The 17,384-nt window shown below is 59.8% G+C and carries 20 protein-coding genes; 11 read left to right on the top strand and 9 right to left on the bottom strand.

Annotated features, from left to right (window positions below):
* Nucleotides 1-115 precede the first annotated feature (115 nt).
* A complete protein-coding gene (locus PSH96_RS11155) occupies nt 116-421 on the top strand; it encodes a hypothetical protein (protein ID WP_305459229.1) in 306 nt (101 codons plus the stop codon).
* A 258-nt stretch (nt 422-679) separates the two neighbouring features.
* On the opposite strand, the gene PSH96_RS11150 is transcribed toward PSH96_RS11155, so the two are convergent.
* Complete coding sequence (locus PSH96_RS11150; protein ID WP_305459228.1) at nt 680-1,534, bottom strand: DNA/RNA non-specific endonuclease; 855 nt, start codon at nt 1,532-1,534, stop codon at nt 680-682.
* A 408-nt stretch (nt 1,535-1,942) separates the two neighbouring features.
* Here PSH96_RS11150 and PSH96_RS11145 point away from each other — a divergent pair, with 408 nt between their 5' ends.
* On the top strand, nt 1,943-2,839 hold the full coding sequence (locus tag PSH96_RS11145) for a LysR family transcriptional regulator (RefSeq protein WP_305459226.1): 897 nt from the start codon (nt 1,943-1,945) through the stop codon (nt 2,837-2,839).
* A gap of 199 nt (nt 2,840-3,038) precedes the next feature.
* Here the strand turns inward: PSH96_RS11145 and PSH96_RS11140 are convergent, their stop codons facing one another.
* From PSH96_RS11140 to PSH96_RS11130, 3 genes are all read right to left on the bottom strand, one after another.
* Nucleotides 3,039-3,338, bottom strand: coding sequence for a putative quinol monooxygenase (locus PSH96_RS11140; RefSeq protein WP_058421281.1), 300 nt, complete (start codon nt 3,336-3,338; stop codon nt 3,039-3,041).
* A gap of 239 nt (nt 3,339-3,577) precedes the next feature.
* Nucleotides 3,578-4,648 (bottom strand): FAD-binding oxidoreductase, encoded by a 1,071-nt coding sequence (locus PSH96_RS11135; protein ID WP_305459225.1) that lies wholly within the window; start codon nt 4,646-4,648, stop codon nt 3,578-3,580.
* Between the two features lie 50 nt (nt 4,649-4,698).
* Nucleotides 4,699-5,553 carry a helix-turn-helix transcriptional regulator gene (locus PSH96_RS11130; protein WP_305459224.1) on the bottom strand — a complete coding sequence of 285 codons (855 nt, stop codon included), beginning with the start codon at nt 5,551-5,553 and terminating at the stop codon, nt 4,699-4,701.
* 158 nt (nt 5,554-5,711) lie between these two features.
* Between PSH96_RS11130 and PSH96_RS11125 the strand changes: the two genes are divergently transcribed.
* Nucleotides 5,712-6,263 carry a GNAT family N-acetyltransferase gene (locus PSH96_RS11125; RefSeq protein WP_305459223.1) on the top strand — a complete coding sequence of 184 codons (552 nt, stop codon included), beginning with the start codon at nt 5,712-5,714 and terminating at the stop codon, nt 6,261-6,263.
* On the opposite strand, the gene PSH96_RS11120 is transcribed toward PSH96_RS11125, so the two are convergent.
* Nucleotides 6,227-6,718: a DUF2938 domain-containing protein gene (locus PSH96_RS11120; RefSeq protein ID WP_305459222.1), complete on the bottom strand. Its 492-nt coding sequence runs from the start codon at nt 6,716-6,718 to the stop codon at nt 6,227-6,229. The genes PSH96_RS11125 and PSH96_RS11120 overlap by 37 nt on opposite strands.
* Before the next feature lie 81 nt (nt 6,719-6,799).
* Here PSH96_RS11120 and PSH96_RS11115 point away from each other — a divergent pair, with 81 nt between their 5' ends.
* Entirely contained in the window at nt 6,800-7,225 is a 426-nt protein-coding gene (locus tag PSH96_RS11115) for a helix-turn-helix domain-containing protein (protein ID WP_017137689.1), read from the top strand.
* 108 nt (nt 7,226-7,333) lie between these two features.
* Here the strand turns inward: PSH96_RS11115 and PSH96_RS11110 are convergent, their stop codons facing one another.
* The gene (locus tag PSH96_RS11110; protein WP_370694334.1) at nt 7,334-8,698 is read right to left on the bottom strand and encodes an ArnT family glycosyltransferase; all 1,365 of its coding nucleotides are present in this window, start codon (nt 8,696-8,698) and stop codon (nt 7,334-7,336) included.
* Nucleotides 8,699-8,881: 183 nt separating this feature from the next.
* A complete protein-coding gene (locus tag PSH96_RS11105) occupies nt 8,882-9,667 on the bottom strand; it encodes a helix-turn-helix transcriptional regulator (RefSeq protein WP_305459219.1) in 786 nt (261 codons plus the stop codon).
* Nucleotides 9,668-9,763: 96 nt separating this feature from the next.
* Here PSH96_RS11105 and PSH96_RS11100 point away from each other — a divergent pair, with 96 nt between their 5' ends.
* Nucleotides 9,764-10,015, top strand: a complete 252-nt coding sequence (locus PSH96_RS11100; RefSeq protein ID WP_305459217.1) for a hypothetical protein — start codon at nt 9,764-9,766, stop codon at nt 10,013-10,015.
* Here PSH96_RS11100 and PSH96_RS11095 read toward each other — a convergent pair.
* Nucleotides 9,969-10,817 (bottom strand): helix-turn-helix domain-containing protein, encoded by an 849-nt coding sequence (locus tag PSH96_RS11095; RefSeq protein WP_305459215.1) that lies wholly within the window; start codon nt 10,815-10,817, stop codon nt 9,969-9,971. The two genes, PSH96_RS11100 and PSH96_RS11095, sit on opposite strands and share 47 nt — an antisense overlap.
* A 126-nt stretch (nt 10,818-10,943) precedes the next feature.
* Here PSH96_RS11095 and PSH96_RS11090 point away from each other — a divergent pair, with 126 nt between their 5' ends.
* The 5 genes from PSH96_RS11090 (at nt 10,944) to PSH96_RS11070 (ending at nt 15,610) form a co-directional block, all read left to right on the top strand.
* Complete coding sequence (locus PSH96_RS11090; protein WP_305459213.1) at nt 10,944-11,132, top strand: DUF1656 domain-containing protein; 189 nt, start codon at nt 10,944-10,946, stop codon at nt 11,130-11,132.
* 10 nt (nt 11,133-11,142) lie between these two features.
* Nucleotides 11,143-12,051 carry an HlyD family secretion protein gene (locus PSH96_RS11085; protein ID WP_305459210.1) on the top strand — a complete coding sequence of 303 codons (909 nt, stop codon included), beginning with the start codon at nt 11,143-11,145 and terminating at the stop codon, nt 12,049-12,051.
* Nucleotides 12,051-13,961 (top strand): FUSC family protein, encoded by a 1,911-nt coding sequence (locus PSH96_RS11080; protein ID WP_305459208.1) that lies wholly within the window; start codon nt 12,051-12,053, stop codon nt 13,959-13,961. The genes PSH96_RS11085 and PSH96_RS11080 overlap by 1 nt, the downstream gene beginning before the upstream one ends.
* A gap of 269 nt (nt 13,962-14,230) precedes the next feature.
* Nucleotides 14,231-15,007, top strand: coding sequence for a hypothetical protein (locus PSH96_RS11075; protein WP_305459207.1), 777 nt, complete (start codon nt 14,231-14,233; stop codon nt 15,005-15,007).
* A 147-nt stretch (nt 15,008-15,154) separates the two neighbouring features.
* Nucleotides 15,155-15,610: a GNAT family N-acetyltransferase gene (locus PSH96_RS11070; RefSeq protein ID WP_305459205.1), complete on the top strand. Its 456-nt coding sequence runs from the start codon at nt 15,155-15,157 to the stop codon at nt 15,608-15,610.
* On the opposite strand, the gene PSH96_RS11065 is transcribed toward PSH96_RS11070, so the two are convergent.
* Nucleotides 15,611-16,096, bottom strand: a complete 486-nt coding sequence (locus tag PSH96_RS11065; RefSeq protein ID WP_305459203.1) for a hypothetical protein — start codon at nt 16,094-16,096, stop codon at nt 15,611-15,613. It abuts the gene before it with no gap.
* A 261-nt stretch (nt 16,097-16,357) separates the two neighbouring features.
* Between PSH96_RS11065 and PSH96_RS11060 the strand changes: the two genes are divergently transcribed.
* Nucleotides 16,358-17,377, top strand: coding sequence for an alpha/beta hydrolase (locus PSH96_RS11060; RefSeq protein ID WP_305459201.1), 1,020 nt, complete (start codon nt 16,358-16,360; stop codon nt 17,375-17,377).
* The last annotated feature ends 7 nt before the right edge of the window (nt 17,378-17,384 follow it).

Below are 17,384 nucleotides of genomic sequence, written 5' to 3'. Positions count from 1 at the left end.
AAAGCTGCCGCACAAAACCCGCCGGCAAGCATTGGGTAGAAGTTGAACGGGTCAACCTGTCTTGGCTGGGAACCATGCTCCCAAGCTGCGCCCGTACTATTGAGGGAGGGTAAACATGAGCAATGACATATCCCGACTCGAAGCCTCGTTAAGGCTGCACACGGCCCGTTTGAAAAGGTTGCAGCGCTTCTGGGTGCCCCTGCAACGTCGTGCCCCCAAGTGGGTGCTGGCACTGTGGATTGGAGGCGTCTGCATATCGCTGGCCAGCCAGTGTTACGAGCACTGGCTGGTGACCGCGCCGATGATCTGCGCATTGATCGTGGCGGAAATCATCGTCGATGAGCGGCAAATGACGCTGTTATTGCGCGTCGACCAGGTGCGCGACTTGCTCCGCGAGGCGCGCAACCGTTTCCTGTGCTGATCAGCGCAGGTTCCTGGCGAGCCCTTGCGCAATCATCGTAGTCAATTTTGATCAGCAGATTCTTCAGGTCCTGGAACTACGACTGGACTATGTAAAGGCCGAGCGAAGCCGACAGTAAAGGCCAGTATCTGCACCGGTAACCTGTGGCGAGGGAGCTTGCTCCCGTTGGACTGTGCAGCAGTCCCTTTTTTCAGGGCCGCTTCGCAGCCCAACGGGAGCAAGCTCCCTCGCCACAGAAGCGATACTGATCCTTAACTATTACAACGCTTGCTTGCACCCAATGCGCCCCGGCAACTGCCCTTGCCTGGCCTTCAACGCGGCCTGCACCGCCTGCGGCAAACCACTCCAGAATGTCAGGCCCGAGCGCTCTTCGATTTGACTCACGGGCACCTGGTAATCGCAGAAATTGGCGCCCTTGGGCGTTTCCTGGTTCATCACGAACGAGGCATACATGCCGCCTTCAGGCGAGCTGCCGACGAAGATGATTTTCCAGTAGCCACTGGGAATGGTGTGCACCTTGTTCGTGCCCGGCAGCGTGCCGACAAAATGCTCATACAGCGGCCCGGTGGCAACATACACCGCGTCGACTCCCGCCTGCTTGCTCAGGTTGCGCTCCTGGTCTTCCAGGTGCGCCCACGGCCCCTGGTTGAGGTCGGACTTCTGTGGCGTGATGTTCGAGAGGTAATTGAGGCTTTGCCAATCCGCCACGCCCGCCATCGAGGCCAGGTTGGCCTGATGGCCGCGGTCGACTTTGAGCGCGACATTGGCGCCGTTGTAATCCACCGGGTCGAGGGTTTCGCCGGCCGGGATGTCCGGGTCGGTCTGCCAGTCGCGCGCGCGCCCGCTGGCAGGGGTGGTCTTGGTGATTTTGTACGACACCCAGTTGGCAAACTTGGTCGAACCGTTGTTGTTCAGGGTGTACGCCTGGCGGTTCAGCGTCAGTGGGCTGCCGCCGCTGGGGCAGCCGACCGAGCAGTTGTCGAACTGCCAGGCCTGTTGGGGCTGGGCTTGGGGGGTGATGGCCGACTCACGGGTTCTGTCCGGTGTGGTACAGGCGGCAACCAGCGGGATCAACAGAAACGCTAAGTGTTTGGACTTTATACTTCCTTGCATGGTGTAGCTCCTTGGGTATAGCAACTTGGGCGAATCAATGACAAAAGGTCTCTCGGCGGCTGCGATCCATCGCAAGCCGACATAAACATTAAACCACTTAAACATTTCAAATTGTGTACAGGTTTCAGGGGACGCAAAAAAGCCGGTCACGCCGGCGAAAAGGTGACGATCGAGAGCAACGTACTGAGCAAATATTTCATGGACCGGTTTTCAATCCATGCGCGGTCAAGCCCGCCCCCACACTCAGATCGCGTTACATCAGGTTGCTGCTCTGCTTTTGATTCGTTGGTGAGGATCACGTCAATGCAGGCGATTGGACGCACAGGCCTTACAATGAGAGGGTCTGCTGCGGGTGCAGGCACGGGCACTTATCATGACCGCTCACTTATTCCCAGGCTGGGGCTTTAAATGGACATCAAGCAACTCAAATTCCTGATCGCGCTGGAGCAGACTCGGCACTTCGGCCAGGCGGCTGCGCGCTGCCATATCACCCAGCCGACCCTGTCGATGCGCCTGCGCAATCTGGAGGATGAGCTGGGCCTGGAGCTGGTCACCCGTGGCCAGCGCTTCGAAGGTTTCACCCAGGCCGGCGAGCGCGTGCTGGCCTGGGCCAGAACCCTGCTCGCCGCCCATGACGGTTTGTTTGCCGAAGCGGCGGCGTGTCGCGGGCAGTTGGTGGGCAGCCTGCGCCTGGGGCTGGTGCCGCTCAGCGGGTTCAACTCGATCAGCTACATCCAGGGTCTGTCCCAGACGTTTCCAGAGCTCAAGTTCAGCCTGTCGTCGATGAGCTCGGACAAGATCATCGAAGCCCTGGGCACCAACCAACTGGACTTGGGCGTGTGCTACCTGGACCACGTAAACCCCAATTACCTGGAGGTTTTCGAACTGGGCGAAACCCGCGTCGGTCTGCTGTACGACACGCGCCACTTCCAGTTCGAAGGCACCGAAATGAGTTGGGAAGATGCCGCGCAATTGCCCCTGGGGATGATCAGCAATGGCATGCACTATCGAAAATCCATTGACTTGAGCTTCCGCAGCCGGGGCCTGGACCCGCAGCCCATTCTCGAAAGCGATTCGACCTATCAGCTGTTCCAGGCGATCCACGAAGGGTTTTGCTGCGCGATCATGCCGCTGGACAGCGGCATGGAAAACCCGATCGAGAACCTCGCCTTTATCAACTTGCCGGACGCCAGCGTGCTTGCGCCGTTGGGTTTGGTGATGCGCAAGACCGAACCGCGCTCGGCCATCGCCGAGAAGTGTTTTGCCCACGCCAAACAAGTGTTTGCCGCCAAGGACACGCACTGACGCGAAAGGACGACACTCTCACTGTGGCGAGCAGGCTTGCCCTGCGCTGGGTGGCGAAGCCGCCCCAATTCAGGCGACTCGGTGAGTCAGTCGTAACCTGATGGGGCTGCTGCGCAGCCCAACGCAGGGCAAGCCTGCTCGCCACAGGCCCAGCGTCGCATCACGGTTATGTCGATAACTGTGCAAGATAACGAATGGCTCAGTTCGACACTTGCTCAAGGAAGATCAGTTGCAACGGCTCGCTGAGCAAATCGTCGGCCGTGGCTGCAAATTGCTTGAAATACGGCGTGGCAAAATGTGCATCGAGGGCCGCCTGGTCCTTGAACGCTTCACGCATGTAGAAGGTGCCGGGCGCGTCGCGCAGTTCAAACAGCACATAGTCGAGGTTACCGGGCTCGGTGCGCGTTGGCGCAACCAGGGCCAGCAAGCCGTGTTTGAGGGCCTGCTGTTTGCCAGGTTTGGCTTTGAGTACGGCGATGGAAACCAAGGGTTTTGGCATAGGGGTCGCTCCGTCAGGGGAATGGCTCGCACAACCTGCAATCAACAGCGCAAGCAGCGTCACACCGATCGAAGTGATGGGGGTTTTAAAGACCATGTTGATAAACGCCGCAGGTGGTTAAGGAGAACCCCAGCGTAATGAAACCCCGGTTGCGTCAGCCATCCGCACGGGGCACATAGACTTTCAATGGAATATTGAAAGTGACTTGAACAGCAGATGACGGCACAGGGTTCTGACGCTCACACCCGAAAACGCAGCGGCCGAACGTTGCTCAGCAATGGCGAAGCCACCCCGGTGATCAGTTCTTCGCTCAACAGCCGCGCCAAGGTGGGCGCCAGGGTCAAGCCTGGATGGGCGCTCAAGATATACAGCCTGCCGTCGTCGCCCGCTGGCCCCACGATAGGCAGGCCGTCGTCAGACAGCGGCCGCCACCCTACCGCTACGGACTTCAGCGCTATGGATTGCGCACCGTTCAACTGCCCACGAATCGCGTCGAGGGCTCTGAGCCCAATGGCAGCGGGGCCATTTTCCGGCGTATCGTCGATGTAGTCTTCAGCCGCAATCAAGGTATGCGTGTCGCCCTGACGAGCCTCCATTTCGGTGTTCGAAACAATGCCATTGAGCAGTGCCTTCGCCACTTCAAACGTCAGCAGAATCGCCGGGGACGGTCGAATGGGCAGATGCAGGTTTTGATCAGCCAAAAGCTCAAGCACTCCCAAGCCCGCAGCCAGTACCGTTTTATTGCCATACCGATTGCCTGCCTGGGTATGGACGCCGACAACCTGGCCATTTTCAACGAGCAACTGGCGCACTGCGCAGTCGCGAACAACCCGTGCACCAAAACCTTCAGCGGCCAGAACCAGGCACTCAATGGCTTCGACCGGCGAGATGACCCCTGCCGCCTGCGTACAGCAGGCTTGAAGAGGCGGATCAGCAAGGTTGGGCTCAAGTGCTCGGATTTCACTCTGCGAAACAGTACGAGATTGAAGGGCAGAAAGGCTCAGGCCCGCTGCTGATGTTTGGAGATTCTCCAGGCGCAGGCCATAGGTCAACTCTGCACACCAACGCAACGGGAACGACGGCAACGCAGCCTGAAGGTGGTGATAATCATCTATCACGCTTTGCGCCAAATGCTGCACGGGTTGGATCAATGCACTGGCATTGATCCAACCGAAGGCGTGGCCGCTGGCACCGCTGGCAGGCCGGGCCTCTTCAATAAGCATCACGCGCTGCCCGGCACGGGCGCAGTAATAGGCCAAAGCCGCACCATGAATGCCGGCGCCCACAATAATCAGATCGTATTGGTTCATTAAAACGACTTCCTTGCCTGGCACTGATTACTGCTTCCCCGGGCTGCAGATCAGCCCTGCCCGTTTGCCGCATGCTGATGCCTGCGATAGCCGGAAAGTGAAACCCCGGTTTGACGCTTGAAGTAGCGGCACAAGTACGACGCATCGGCGAAGTTGAGAGCGTCCGCTACACGACCAATCGCCAGGTTACTGTATGAAAGAAGCGCCTTGATCTCCAGCGTGACCTGCCGATCGATCAAGCCCTTGGGGCTGTCATTGAAAAATGCCTTGGTCAGCTGCGACAGGTAGAACGGCGTGATACTCAGCGCATCGGCGTAGAACTGTACCTCTCGATGACGGGTGCAATGTTTGCCGATCAACTCCCAGAAGCGCCAGCTGAGCATTTCCTTGCGGCTGAACGCCCAGCCTCCCGTTGGCTGGGCGGGAAGTTGTTCGGCGATTTTCAGGAAAAACGTCTGCAACTGGTTGCGCAGCATGATGTGCCGATAAGTCGGACAGCTGCGTGCGATGTCGCGCATCTGTGCGACCCAACCCGCTATCAGCGGCCTGTCGTACTGGGTGGGCACGCAGTGAGGATGGTCGTGCAAAAACACAAACAAGGGGTTTGGCAATGGGTAGGCCACCTCCGTTGCAAAGCGTTTGGGTATCAGGCAAAAAAATACGTTAAACCCACGTGAGCGGCGTTTGAACAAGGCAATCGTGTCCTCAGCCAGTACCACCACGTCACCGCGCCGCACCGCATGCTCTTTGAAATTCAGCGTGAAGCGCGCACGGCCGCAGAGGCACACCAGCACGGTCAGGTACGCATGGCCGAAAGCGAGCGGCAGCCCCAGCCCTTCGGCCAGTGTGGTCTCCCCCATTCGTAGCGGGTCGTCGGGGGCAGAAAGTTTCGGTATGTGATGCATTGAGCCTCAGTGCTGCAACCTGCAAGAGCGTAAATCCTATCACCAGCGGACACGGGAGTTTCGATAAGTACCGAAATCGCCAAGGTACTGGCGTGTACCGATCAGCCGCCTGTCACCTAGGCTGTGCCAAACGAACCCATCGCTGACGGACACAGGCCATGCCACTGAACACACAACGACTCTTGCTGCGCCCCTGGCAAGACACAGACGCCGCCGACCTTTACGAATATGCCCAGGACACCCGTGTCGGTCCCATCGCTGGGTGGCCGCCGCACACCAGTGTGCAGAACAGTGCCGAGATCATCCGCACCGTTTTCAATCACCCAGAGGTCTACGCCGTCGAACTCAAAGAGAACCGCCGCGCGGTGGGCTGCGTGGGTATCCTGATCGGCAGCCACAGCAACTTTGAGATCAGCGAGCGTGAAGGTGAAATCGCCTACTGGATCGGCGTGCCGTACTGGGGCAAAGGCCTGATCCCCGAAGCCGTGCGGGAAGTGATGCGGCACGCCTTTGAAACCCTGCGCCTTGAAGCGCTCTGGTGTGGTTACTTTGCCGATAACACCCAGTCCTGTAGCGTTCAATCGAAGTGTGGCTTTCGCGTTCATCACACCGAGGAAAACCGATACAACGCCTTCTTCGACGATTATCGGACCGAGCACATCAGCCGTATCACTTACCAGCAGTGGCTGGAACATACTCCAGCCAGATAAAGCCCCACGCCGAACACCGCATGACTGATCAGACTGCGCAGGCAGTTCTTGCCCGGCGTGGGTGTCTTGGAGGAGGCAAACCCCGCGCCCATGGCAGGTTGTATTACACACAGCGGGACAGCCACGGTGGCGATACCCAGCACCAATGCCGGCGTGAGTGTGGGCGCCTGCAACCAGGCGACTCCTTCGATCCCCACCAGCAACAGCGCAAACACAATCCCGGTGACGTAGTGCGCGATCCAGCCCAGCGCGACCTCGCCCCGCACGGGCGCCGCTTGGGCAATGCTGCGATGGGTAAACTGTCCTTGGCACGCATGCCCGACCCAGCGCCCCACGAAGGCGAAATTCAGCGTGGGCACCTTGAGCGCCTTCATCAACAACATCCACATATCCATCACGAGCGTCGCGCCGCCCCCTAACAAAATTACCTGTGCAATCACGTGCAGCGATGCCATACCGACCTCTTATTCATGGACCCATTTAACCTGCGCAGGCATCATAGAAGTTGAAGTCAACTTCAAGTCAAGGGTCTGCCAATGGATATCACTGAGGTGGTCAAACGCACGGGCGTGCCGGCTCACACCTTGCGTTTTTATGCGAAGAAAGGGCTCATCACCTCCATCAGCCCGCCCGGCGCTCGCCGTCAGTTTGGCGCGGCGGTGATTGAGCAGTTGGCGGTGATCGCCCTCGGCCAGGCGGGCGGCCTGTCGCTGGACGAGATACAGGCCATGCTGTCCCCCAATGGCCAGGCCACAGTGGACAGAACGCTGCTGCTGGCCAAGGCCGATGAACTCGACGCGACGGTCAAACAACTGCAAGCCATGAGCCGCGGCTTGCGCCACGCTGCGGCCTGCCCTGCTCCCGACCACGCGCAATGCCCGAATTTTCGTCGGTTACTCGACATTGCCGCCGCAGGGGCCTTCAAGCGTGCCAGGCACGCGGGCGCGAGCCTGACACGTTAGTGTTCACTTGACCCATCCGATGCTCGACTGAGGTGGGCGCGTGACGTTGATGTTTGGCTTGATTCCGGGTCTGGCTGCGATAGCAACATGCCCTACCAAAACCACGCTCTACCAAAACCAATAGGGCAGAAACTTGGGGGTCGGCTCATCGGCCAACTCGAGGTGGTAAGTAATCGAATTAAAGAAGAACATATCCAGGACCAGGAACGCGGCAGCACCAAAACACAACAGCACGAACTCCCGTTGTGGATGTGCATAAAACCGTAACTGTATCCAGGGCCGAATGACAATAAGGCCGATCAACCCTGCACACGCGCCAAGATAGTTAGGCCGCAGCGGCGTGGCTGCATACAGGCCATAAATAAAGGCAAGTAACAACAGGCCCAGACCGACCACAGGCAAGTTGAGGCAGAACCTCAGCAACTTGTCGCGGGTACTTGCAAAGCGCTGGCTGCGATCCACGAAGATATAGGCGGCCAATAATGAAATCGCCGGCGTAATCGAAAGGATGTAACGCGCTTTCTTGGAACTTGGGAGGGTGAACAGTACGATCACCACCAACAGCCATCCCGTCAGGTACAGCAGCAGTTGAGTGGCCGGCGCCGGCGAGCGCTCAAAGAAGTGTTTGCCCTTCTTGATGATTACGTTCAACGCAATAAAGGCAGTGATGCCATAGCTGAGCAAACCTGCGGAGAAGTAGAAGTAATAACGCGGCGCGTGATCGGCGCCAAAGCGCCCCAACCCTTGCATGACCAGCACCTCTTGCAGGAAAGCCTGCCCACCTTGCAGGTAGGCCGCGCAGCTCAGCACCGCAATGCCTGCGGCCAGCACCAGGCCCGCGAGCAGGCAGAACACCAGCAACAGGCGCCACTGTCGACTTAACAGATAATACGAGGCGACCACGCCCGCCGGGCCGATCAGGCCAATAGGGCCACGAAAGGCAAAGCCCAGCGCCAGGCCCAGGAGTACCGGCAGCAAGTGAAAGCGGTACGGGTGCAGTTGGCCCGCATAGGCCAGGTAAAAACACATCACGGTGAACAGCGCCGGATAGATGTCCAGCGCCAAGGAATTCACGCCGTCCAGGAATGACCAGGTAAACAGCGCAAAGACCACCGCAAAGGCGCCCCATTTTTTTTCATGCAAGGCGCCCAGCTTGTAAATAAACACCAGCATCAAGGCGGCCGCCACGCAAAAAGGCAGCCCCATCGACAGGATGGATACACGCCCGAACGGCAAGGAAACCAGGTACACAAGCAGCGTATTGAGCACCGTGTAATCAGGGTATGGTTGCAGGTCATCAGCAATGGGAAACAGGGTCACGCCATGGGCGAGCATGTACTCGGCAAAGTCGACAAAGCGTGTGGTGTAGTTGAGCACGGCCGGTTTGTATTGCAGCGCAGCGAATACAATAAACGCCACTATAAATATAGATGAACAGGGCTTGTTTACAGCCAGTTCCTTTAGCCTTTTCATGCACGCCTGCTGCCTGTCGAAAACGCGCAGGCTAGCATGTTGTTTTTTCGCTCATCCAGACTGCAAAGGTAAAGAGTTGTAAAGGCTATACGCTCTATTTATTCAGTTTAATTCGGCCTGAACATCAGCTGAATAACCATCAATAAAAGTGCAAACTGCTAACTTCAGGCATTGATTTTTTACTTATAAACGCTCATGCGCCGTGAAGTAACGCCCAGGCGTCACCCCAAACGTGCGGCGAAACAGTGCGATAAAAGCACTGACGTTGTCATAGCCCAACTCCAGCGCCACACGCGTGACCGGCACACCCGCCGCCAGCCTCTCCAGCGCACGCAACATACGCACGCGCTGGCGCCACGCGGTGAAACTGAACCCCGTTTCCAGCACAAACCGACGCGTCAGTGTGCGCGGGGCGATGCCCGCCCAGGCCGCCCATTCCTGCAGGTGACGCTCGTCGTCCGGGCAATCGGACAGCGCCTGGGCGATCTTGCGCAGGCGCGCATCCTGAGGCATCGGCAAGCCCAGGGTCACACGTGGCAAGGTCCGGATCTCATCCACAATCACCCCGGCCAGGCGCAACTGCGCAGCGTCCAGCTGAGGGCTCTGCCAGGCGGCAGCGCGCATCAGCGCCTCGCGCAAAAGTCCGGAGATTGTCAGGACGCAAGGCGTATCCGGCAGCTCGACACAGCCCTGCGGCGACACGTAGACACTCCACCCCGCGAAGGGGCCGTGGGAGCGCGCGCCATGGGAGATATTCGGCGGGATCCACACCGCATGGGTCGCCGGCACCACCCACTGGCTGGCCCCGGCGTCCACCGATAACAAGCCGTGGCGTGTGCCCAGCAACTGCCCACGCGCATGGCAATGGCGCTCGGTGATACGCGGTTCAGCGTCCACTCGGACCACGGCGACAACCAGCGGGTCATCGGCAGCCGTTAATACCGAAGGGGGAATCAGCGGAGCGGACATGAGTGGCCTTGATGAACTATTGATTGTCTTCAATAGCGTACCCAGGCCACTTTGGCGCGTCTATAGTCGCAGCCTCAACTCCCAGGAATACACCGCATGCGCGCCGAAGAACTGTTGCCCGATAACCAGAATCAGACTGAACGCCACGGCGTTGTCATCCGCAAAGGCAGTGTGGGCGCCTTTCTGGTGAATGCCCGGGCCTGGTGTGACCCAAACACCGATGCACAGCAGCGAACCATCGCCGAGCAGGACCTGCTGGCGCTGCTCCCTGCATTACGTGCGCTGGGGCTGTTCGAGGTGTTCAAGGTTCGAGACCCGCAGTTGCAGCGCCTGGTGGATCAGTATTGAACGCACGACTAGCGGGCTGCGTACTGCGGATGTAACGTGCCGGCGGTGAACCCAGGGTCTTGCGAAACATACTGATAAACGAGCTGACCGACTCATACCCCAGCGCCTCGGCGGTGCGCTGTACCGACTCGCCTTCGGCCAGGCTCTGCAAGGCCACGATGATTTGCCATTGCTTGCGCCACTGGCCAAATGTCAGCCCGGTTTCACGCTTGATCAACCGCGCCAGCGACCGCTCGCTCATCGCCACTTGATGTGCCCAATCGGCCATGGTGCGGCGGTTTTCCGGGGCCTGCGCCAAGCTGCGCGCAATAGCGCGCAGTTGAGTCGAAGCCGGCAGCGGCAGGTACAGCTGTTCCGAGGGCGCCTGCTCCAATTGTTCGAGCAGTACGTTGGCCAAGCGTGCGGTCGCACTGTGAGCCGGATAATCCTGCTCCAGGCTGCCCAGGTGCTTGATCAACTCCAAAATCAACGGCGACAACACCAGGGTGCAGCATTTTTGCGCCAGCGCGGCGGCCCCCGGCTCAATGAATAAAAACCCGACTTTGCCGTTGGCGGTGATGCGGTTGCTGTGCGCAACCTCGGCCGGAATCCATACGCCGAACCCTGTCGGTACCATCCACACGCCATCCTCTACGGTGCACACAATCGCGCCATGATAGGCCACCACCAGTTGGCCTTTACGGTGGCGGTGTACAGCGTATTCGGCGTTGTGGCGCTGGGTACCCAGCATCATCGCGACTGCGGGCTGATGCAGCGCATCAAATTCAAACTGTTCAACCGTGTAGAGCGTGGTTTCGTCCATTAGCTGCCACTCGCGTGTCCGAATTTGATTATAAGTTGGCAGCATACTCAATATCGGCACACTTGAGCATTCCTTACCATCGTCAACAGGGCCTTCAGCGTGAAGGCCGATGGCGAGACTCACGCAATGCTCAGCGAAATCACGATTGCCAACCTCTACCTGCCGCCTTTCCTGCTCTACCTGGGCACTGCCGCGCTGATTTACGCGGCGCTCGAACGCCTCCTGCGAGGCTGGCTGGATTGGACCTGGCACCCCAGCCTGACGCGGTTCTTTGTGTCCGTGATCGTCCTTTCAATACTGGTAGTGAAGCTGTGAGGACCACGCCATGACGCTCGATAGAATCCTCAAGAGGCTGGTGACCCTTGGGCTTGGGCTGCTTGCTGTATTTTTCTGCACCCAGTTGTGGCGTGCCTATGTGCTGGCGCCCTGGACACGCGACGGGCGCGTCAGCGCGCAGGTCATACGCATTGCGCCCGAGGTGTCCGGCCAGGTCGAACAGTTGCAGGTGGGCGACAACCAGTGGGTGGCCAAGGGTGCCTTGCTGTATCAGATCGATCAGCGCGCCTACCTGCTGGCCCGGCAACAGCGCACGGCCGAGCTGGCCCAGGCGCGCAGCGTGTTCGAGCAGCGCACCGCGCAGTTCAGGCGGCGCCAGCAACTCGGGGACGCCATTGCGCGGGAGCAGACCGACAATGCCGCCCAGGACCTGGCCGTGGCCAAAGCGCGGGTGGACGCGGCCCAGAGCCAGTTGGCCCAGGCGCAGCTGGACCTGGCGCGCACCACCCTTCGTTCACCCGTCGATGGTTATGTAACCCAGCTGCGCTTGCAACCGGGGGATTACGCGGTGGCGGGCAGCACCAATATCTATGTGGTCGACAGCCACAGTTTCTGGGTTAGCGGGTATTTCGAAGAGACCAAGCTGCCGGGCATTCGGGTGGGTGCGCCAGCGTCGATCAAGCTGATGGGGTTTGCCCCGCTGCTTACAGGGCATGTCGCCAGTATCGGTCGCGGGATTGCCGACGGTAACGAGTTGCGCAGCGACAGCGGCTTGCCCCAAGTGGCGCCGACGTTCAGCTGGATACGCCTGGCGCAACGCGTGCCGGTACGCATTGAACTGGACAGCGTGCCAGCGGGTGTGGAGCTGGCGGCCGGCATGACCGCCAGCGTCGAAGTGACTGAGGCCGGTGCCGAGCCGCATTGGCGACTGACTCGCTGGCTGCAGGAGTACCTGTGATGACGGGGCCGGTGGCGCGCATGTTGGCCGTACTGCCCGGGGTGTGGACGCCCGGCTCGTCGGGTTACGTGTTTCGCAGCCTGGCGGCGGCCTCACTGGCGTTATGGCTGGGCTTGCACCTGCACCTGGACGCACCCTTCTCGGCCACGTCGACCGTGTTACTGCTGATTCATCCGCTACAGGGCGCGGCGGTTGGCAAAGGCCTCTATCGGGCGCTGGGCACCGGGCTGGGGCTGATCGCGGCGGTGTTTCTGACGGGTTTGTTTGCACAGAAGATGTTGTTGTTCATCCTCGGAATCGGGCTGTGGCTGGGGCTGTGTGTCGCCGCCATGACCTTGCTGCGGCACTACCACGCCACCGCGGCCGTGGTCGCCGGCTACACCGTTTGCCTGGCGCTCGGCCCGGCGATCGTCGCCCCGGCCCAAGCTTTTGATCATATCGTCACACGGGGATCGGCAGTGGCGCTGGGCGTGTTGAGCTTGAGCCTGGTGGCCACGCTGTTCGGGCGCAAGACGGTCGAGCAGCAACTCAAGCAGGTGCTTGGGGATGTCTGCGCTCGCACGCTGCGGTTGCTGGCGGCTCACTATAGCGGTGAACGTGAGACCTCTACGGCTGAGCAAGGCCAACTCGGAATCGATATCGGCAAGGTGGATGACCTGCTCGGGGTTGGTCGAGGTGAGTCACAGCTGATCCGCACCCAACTGTCGACCCTTCAGGCCGGGTTGGCGTATTTGCATGCCGCCGTCCTGCACAGCGTGCCGACCTGTGCGCCTGCTTTACCGGCGTGTATTCACACGGGCCAGGCGCTGCAGCAAATGGCCGAAGCCCGCCCGGACTTTTTCACGACCGCCGCGCAGGTCAAGGCCTTGCAAGACCGCCTTGAGGATGAACCTGAACACCCCGCGCAGTTGAGCGAGCCACTGGCGGACCTGTCCAGCGCCCTGGAGTGCTTTGCCTGCCTTGAGCGCACCACCCCTGCCCCCGCCCGTGCGGTCGGTTTCCATCGCCATTATGGCGATGCACTGCACAATGGCATTCGCGCGTTGGTCGCAACATTGGCCACCGCCGCCGTCTGGTACCTCACGGCCTGGGACCAGGGCCCGTCGTTGCTGGCGGTTTTGGGCCCCTATTGCACCTTGCTGGCGGCCACTGCGGCGCCCACTCGCGGCGTTGCGGCGTTCTTCAAGGGCACGCTTTACGGCGTATTGGCGGCGACGGTGTGCAAGTTTTTATTACTGCCTCACATCAGTGGCGTCGCGCTGCTCATCGTCGTACTGAGCCTCTTCTGGATCATCGGTATTCAGGCCACCACCCGGCCGCGACACGCGTTTCAGGGCATTGCCTACCTGGTCACCTTTAACACGCTGGTCAGCACCGGCGGCACAGCTCAATACGACTTCATCGACTTTGCCAATCAGGCGCTCGCGTGGCTGGTGGCACTGGCGATTTGCCTGTTGGCGTTCCAGCTACTGCCCAGAAACGCCGAGCGCCACGTGCGCGCAATAAAGCGCGCCGTTCACGCCAGCACCCGACAATTATTGCGCGATGGCGCACGCCTGGACCTGCTCAAGTGGCAGGCCCGGCAACAACACCGGATCGTGTCGTTGCAGGCGCTGGCCGGCCCGGATGCCCCAGCGGTTCACGGGGCCGGCTATCTGTCACTGCAACTGAGCCGAAGCCTGCAACGGCTGCAAGCCCAGGCCCGGCATCTGCCACCCGGCACACCCCTCGCACGCTGCGCACAAAGTGGCGCCCGGCGCTTGTCCCGGTTTGCCGCTCACCCTGCGCTCAATGCCCTCCAGGCCCGACGCACAGCCCACGCATTGACGCGTCTGGGCGCACGCGAACTGGCGGGTTGCTACCAGGATGCGGCCGATCTACTGGCGCAATACGCGCGTGCGGATAGTTAAGCGTTCGAGCTGACAATCATTGACCCGTGGCGAGGCAGCTTGCTCACGTTGGACTGCGTAGCAGGCCCATTTTTGGGGCCGCTTCGCACCCCAGCGGGAGCAAGCTTCCTCGCCACAGTTGCGAAGCGACAAAACCCGAACTACTGTTTATCTATACAGCATTCGGTGCACGCTTATGCTGTAGAAAAAATAGCGCTATGACGGCGGTCATGCGCGTCGGGCCATGTCGACCCACACCCAAGCACGCACATTACTTAAGGATGAGTATCATGAATGACGACTTGCAGCAGTCAGGCTCTACCACAACCACCCAGGCCACGGTCTCGCAAGAGCAGATCAAAACCGGCAGGGTCCTGGATTTCACCTGGGCGCCTAACGCCAACACCACCAGCACCATCGTCTCGGCAGACTACATCGACTACCAGGTCGATACCTCCCAGGGCAGCCCTACGGGCGATAGCCACTCCATTGCCCGGTTTACCTATGCCCAGGGCAAAGGTGGCGGCCAGATCAGCACACTGTTTCTGGAAGAGTTACGCGCCGGTGTGCGTGCCAACACCCGGATCGGGCTGATGGTCGGGCGCAAATGGGCGCTGGACCCCAGCACGGACGTCTCCGGCAGCATCGGCACCTATGTGCTGGAGCAGTTCGATGACATGCGCGCCAGTGTCAACTATGTCGACACCTTCGCGCGCGTCTTCGCCGACCCCAGGATGGTCACTTACCACGCCGGGGGCCACGTGCACACCAGTGCCTCGATCACGGCCAGCAGGCCTTTGACCATGGCCGATTCAGGCAAGTCGATCCTGGTGATCAGCAACACTGACGTCACACTCACCCTGGGTGACGATGTGACTGAAGGGTTCAAGGCCACGCTGATCCAGGCGGGTGCCGGCAAGATCAACATTGCGACATCGGCCAGCCACACGCTTTACAGCAACGCAGGGGTGCGAACAAACACGCTCAATCCACTCGATGAGCTGGAAGTCAGTACCTTCCCGGCCGGCCCGGTATTCCTGGCGTTCCGCGTCAGGCCTGGCGCTTGACACGCTGACAGCAAAGCGCTGGCCAGGGAGGCGTTCAAGGCCAGCGCTACCTGTATGCCGCTGATGCACTTGCCTATGGTACTTTTTTGAGCACTGCAAACGCCTTCAACACTTACACCTTACCCATTCGCTCCGACGGTGATTCCAATGCCCCAAGACCGACACCCGCCGGCCCCTGAAAACCGGCTAATCCGCCAGGCCAAGCCTGATGACGTACGCGCCCTGGTGGAGTTGGACGCCTACGCCACAGCCCACGCTCATCGGCGCGTGTTTATCCATGACGCGGTGATTAGCCAACGATGCCTGGTCGTCGTCACGGCCGGTGAATGTGCGGGCTACCTGGTGTTGACTGATGAGTTTTTCAGCTACGACTTTGTTGCGCTGGTGGTCGTGTCGCCGATGCATCAACGCCAGGGTCTGGCGCTGCAATTATTGGCGGGCGCAGAAGCATTGTGCAAAACGCCCAAGTTGTTTGCGTCAACCAATGCCTCCAACCTGGCGGCCCAAGCCATGCTCGCCAAGGCCGGGTTTATACCGAGCGGGCGAATCGAGAACCTTGATGATCATGACCCTGAGATTGTGTACGTAAAATTCATAAGATGATCAACGAGCCGCCCCAGGCCGGCCAAAACCTTCCCCGTAACCTCCCAGTGACCAGCCGTAGGCCAGGTTACGTTCTGGGTCTATGACCAGGTAATAGTCGTACCCTGCATCGTGGCAACTATGGAAACTTGCTCGGCCTGACGCCTGTACATCCTTCAAACCACGGAAGAACTCTTCAATCTCGTAGACCCATCGGGACCTCGGCAGGCGCAATTGGTCGGCCAGCAGTTCGCTACATTCCTCGGGTGGCCTATTGGAAGCACTCGCGTAACTAAACCAGACCTCATTCGTATCAATATCATGTGTTTCACGTATGCCAACTGCCGACGCTGGCAATTGGCTGGGCAACCACCGCCCTTGCCCTATCGCGCCGGCATCGAGCGCCGCCGCATAGGATTCGTAGCGGCTTGATGAAATGTCCAATCGCCCGCAGGCCAACAGGGCCAGTGGAACGAACAGGAAAAATAGTTTTATCCGCAAAAGCATTCAGCGACTCCACACAAAAACAAAGAGGACGGCGCAACCCTGTAAGCATGCGGCCAACCTACCCTCATGATCCTGATGCGATAGGCAACGGTAACCACCAAAAATAGGCGCAGCGATGCTAAAACACCTGACGTGGCGACCGTTCAACATCGTATCTGTATGACATGAAGGCATTCTCAGAGGGGAACAAACGGCGAAACATACCGCTCAGTATAGTGTTGCCGCTTCGCCTCTACCGGCCGGCAAGCAGGAGGATAGCCTTTGTCCACTTCCACGCTGACTTCGCGTGTTTACAGCACGCCCCGCCATACCACGCACTATCTGGAGTCGGGCCCGGCCGATGGGCCGTTGATGATATTTCTGCACGGCTGGCCCGAGCTCAGCCTGATCTGGCGCGCGCAAATCGAAGCGTTCGCTGCCCAAGGCTGGCACTGCGTCGCACCCGACATGCGCGGCTATGGCGGCTCCTCTGCGCCCTGCGCCCTCAATGCCTACACCCTTGAACACATCGTGGCCGACATGGCAGAGCTGCATGACCATCTCGGTGGCGCACCCGCCATTTGGGTGGGCCATGATTGGGGCAGCGTGGTGGCAGGTGAACTGGCCGCCCATCAACCGCAGCGCAGCCGTGGCGTGGTGCTGGTGTCGGTGCCGTACTTCCCGAGCACCAATGCACTGCCCACGCTCGTCCCGTTGGTGGACCGAACGCTCTATCCGGTGGACCAGTATCCTGATGGTCAATGGGATTACTACCGCTACTACAACACGCACTTTGCGAGCGCTGTCGCTGATCTTGATGCGGATAAAGCCGCATCGCTGGCGTCTATTTATCGACGCGGCGACCCGGCGAACATCACCAAGGTGGCATCAAACGCGCAAGTGACCCGCAAAGGTGGGCGGTTTGGCGAGGCGCATCGGGCGCCACCCACCCAACCAGACGTTGCGCTCTGGCCGCAGGCGGACTTCGCTGCACTGGTGCACAGTTTCGAAGCGCATGGTTTCCGCGCGCCCTGCGCGTGGTACCTGAACGACGATGCCAATATCAACTATGCGCACCGAGCGACCGATGGCGGCCGCCTGTCATTGCCCGTGCTGTTTGTGAACGGCGACTACGACCCGATGAATACCATCAAGGGCAATCGGTTGGGCGACCCCATGCGTGCGGCTTGCGCAGACCTCAGCGTAACCAGCTTGCCCGGTGGGCATTGGTTGCCGGTGGAGTGCAAGACCGAACTGGTTGAGGTCATAACTACCTGGCTGCAGAGTAGAAATTTACCGTAATCCCTAA

Origin of the sequence: Pseudomonas sp. FP2338, assembly GCF_030687515.1 — a bacterium.
Taxonomy (GTDB): Bacteria; Pseudomonadota; Gammaproteobacteria; order Pseudomonadales; family Pseudomonadaceae; genus Aquipseudomonas; species Aquipseudomonas salomonii.
This window is presented reverse-complemented; position numbering and strand designations above follow the sequence as displayed.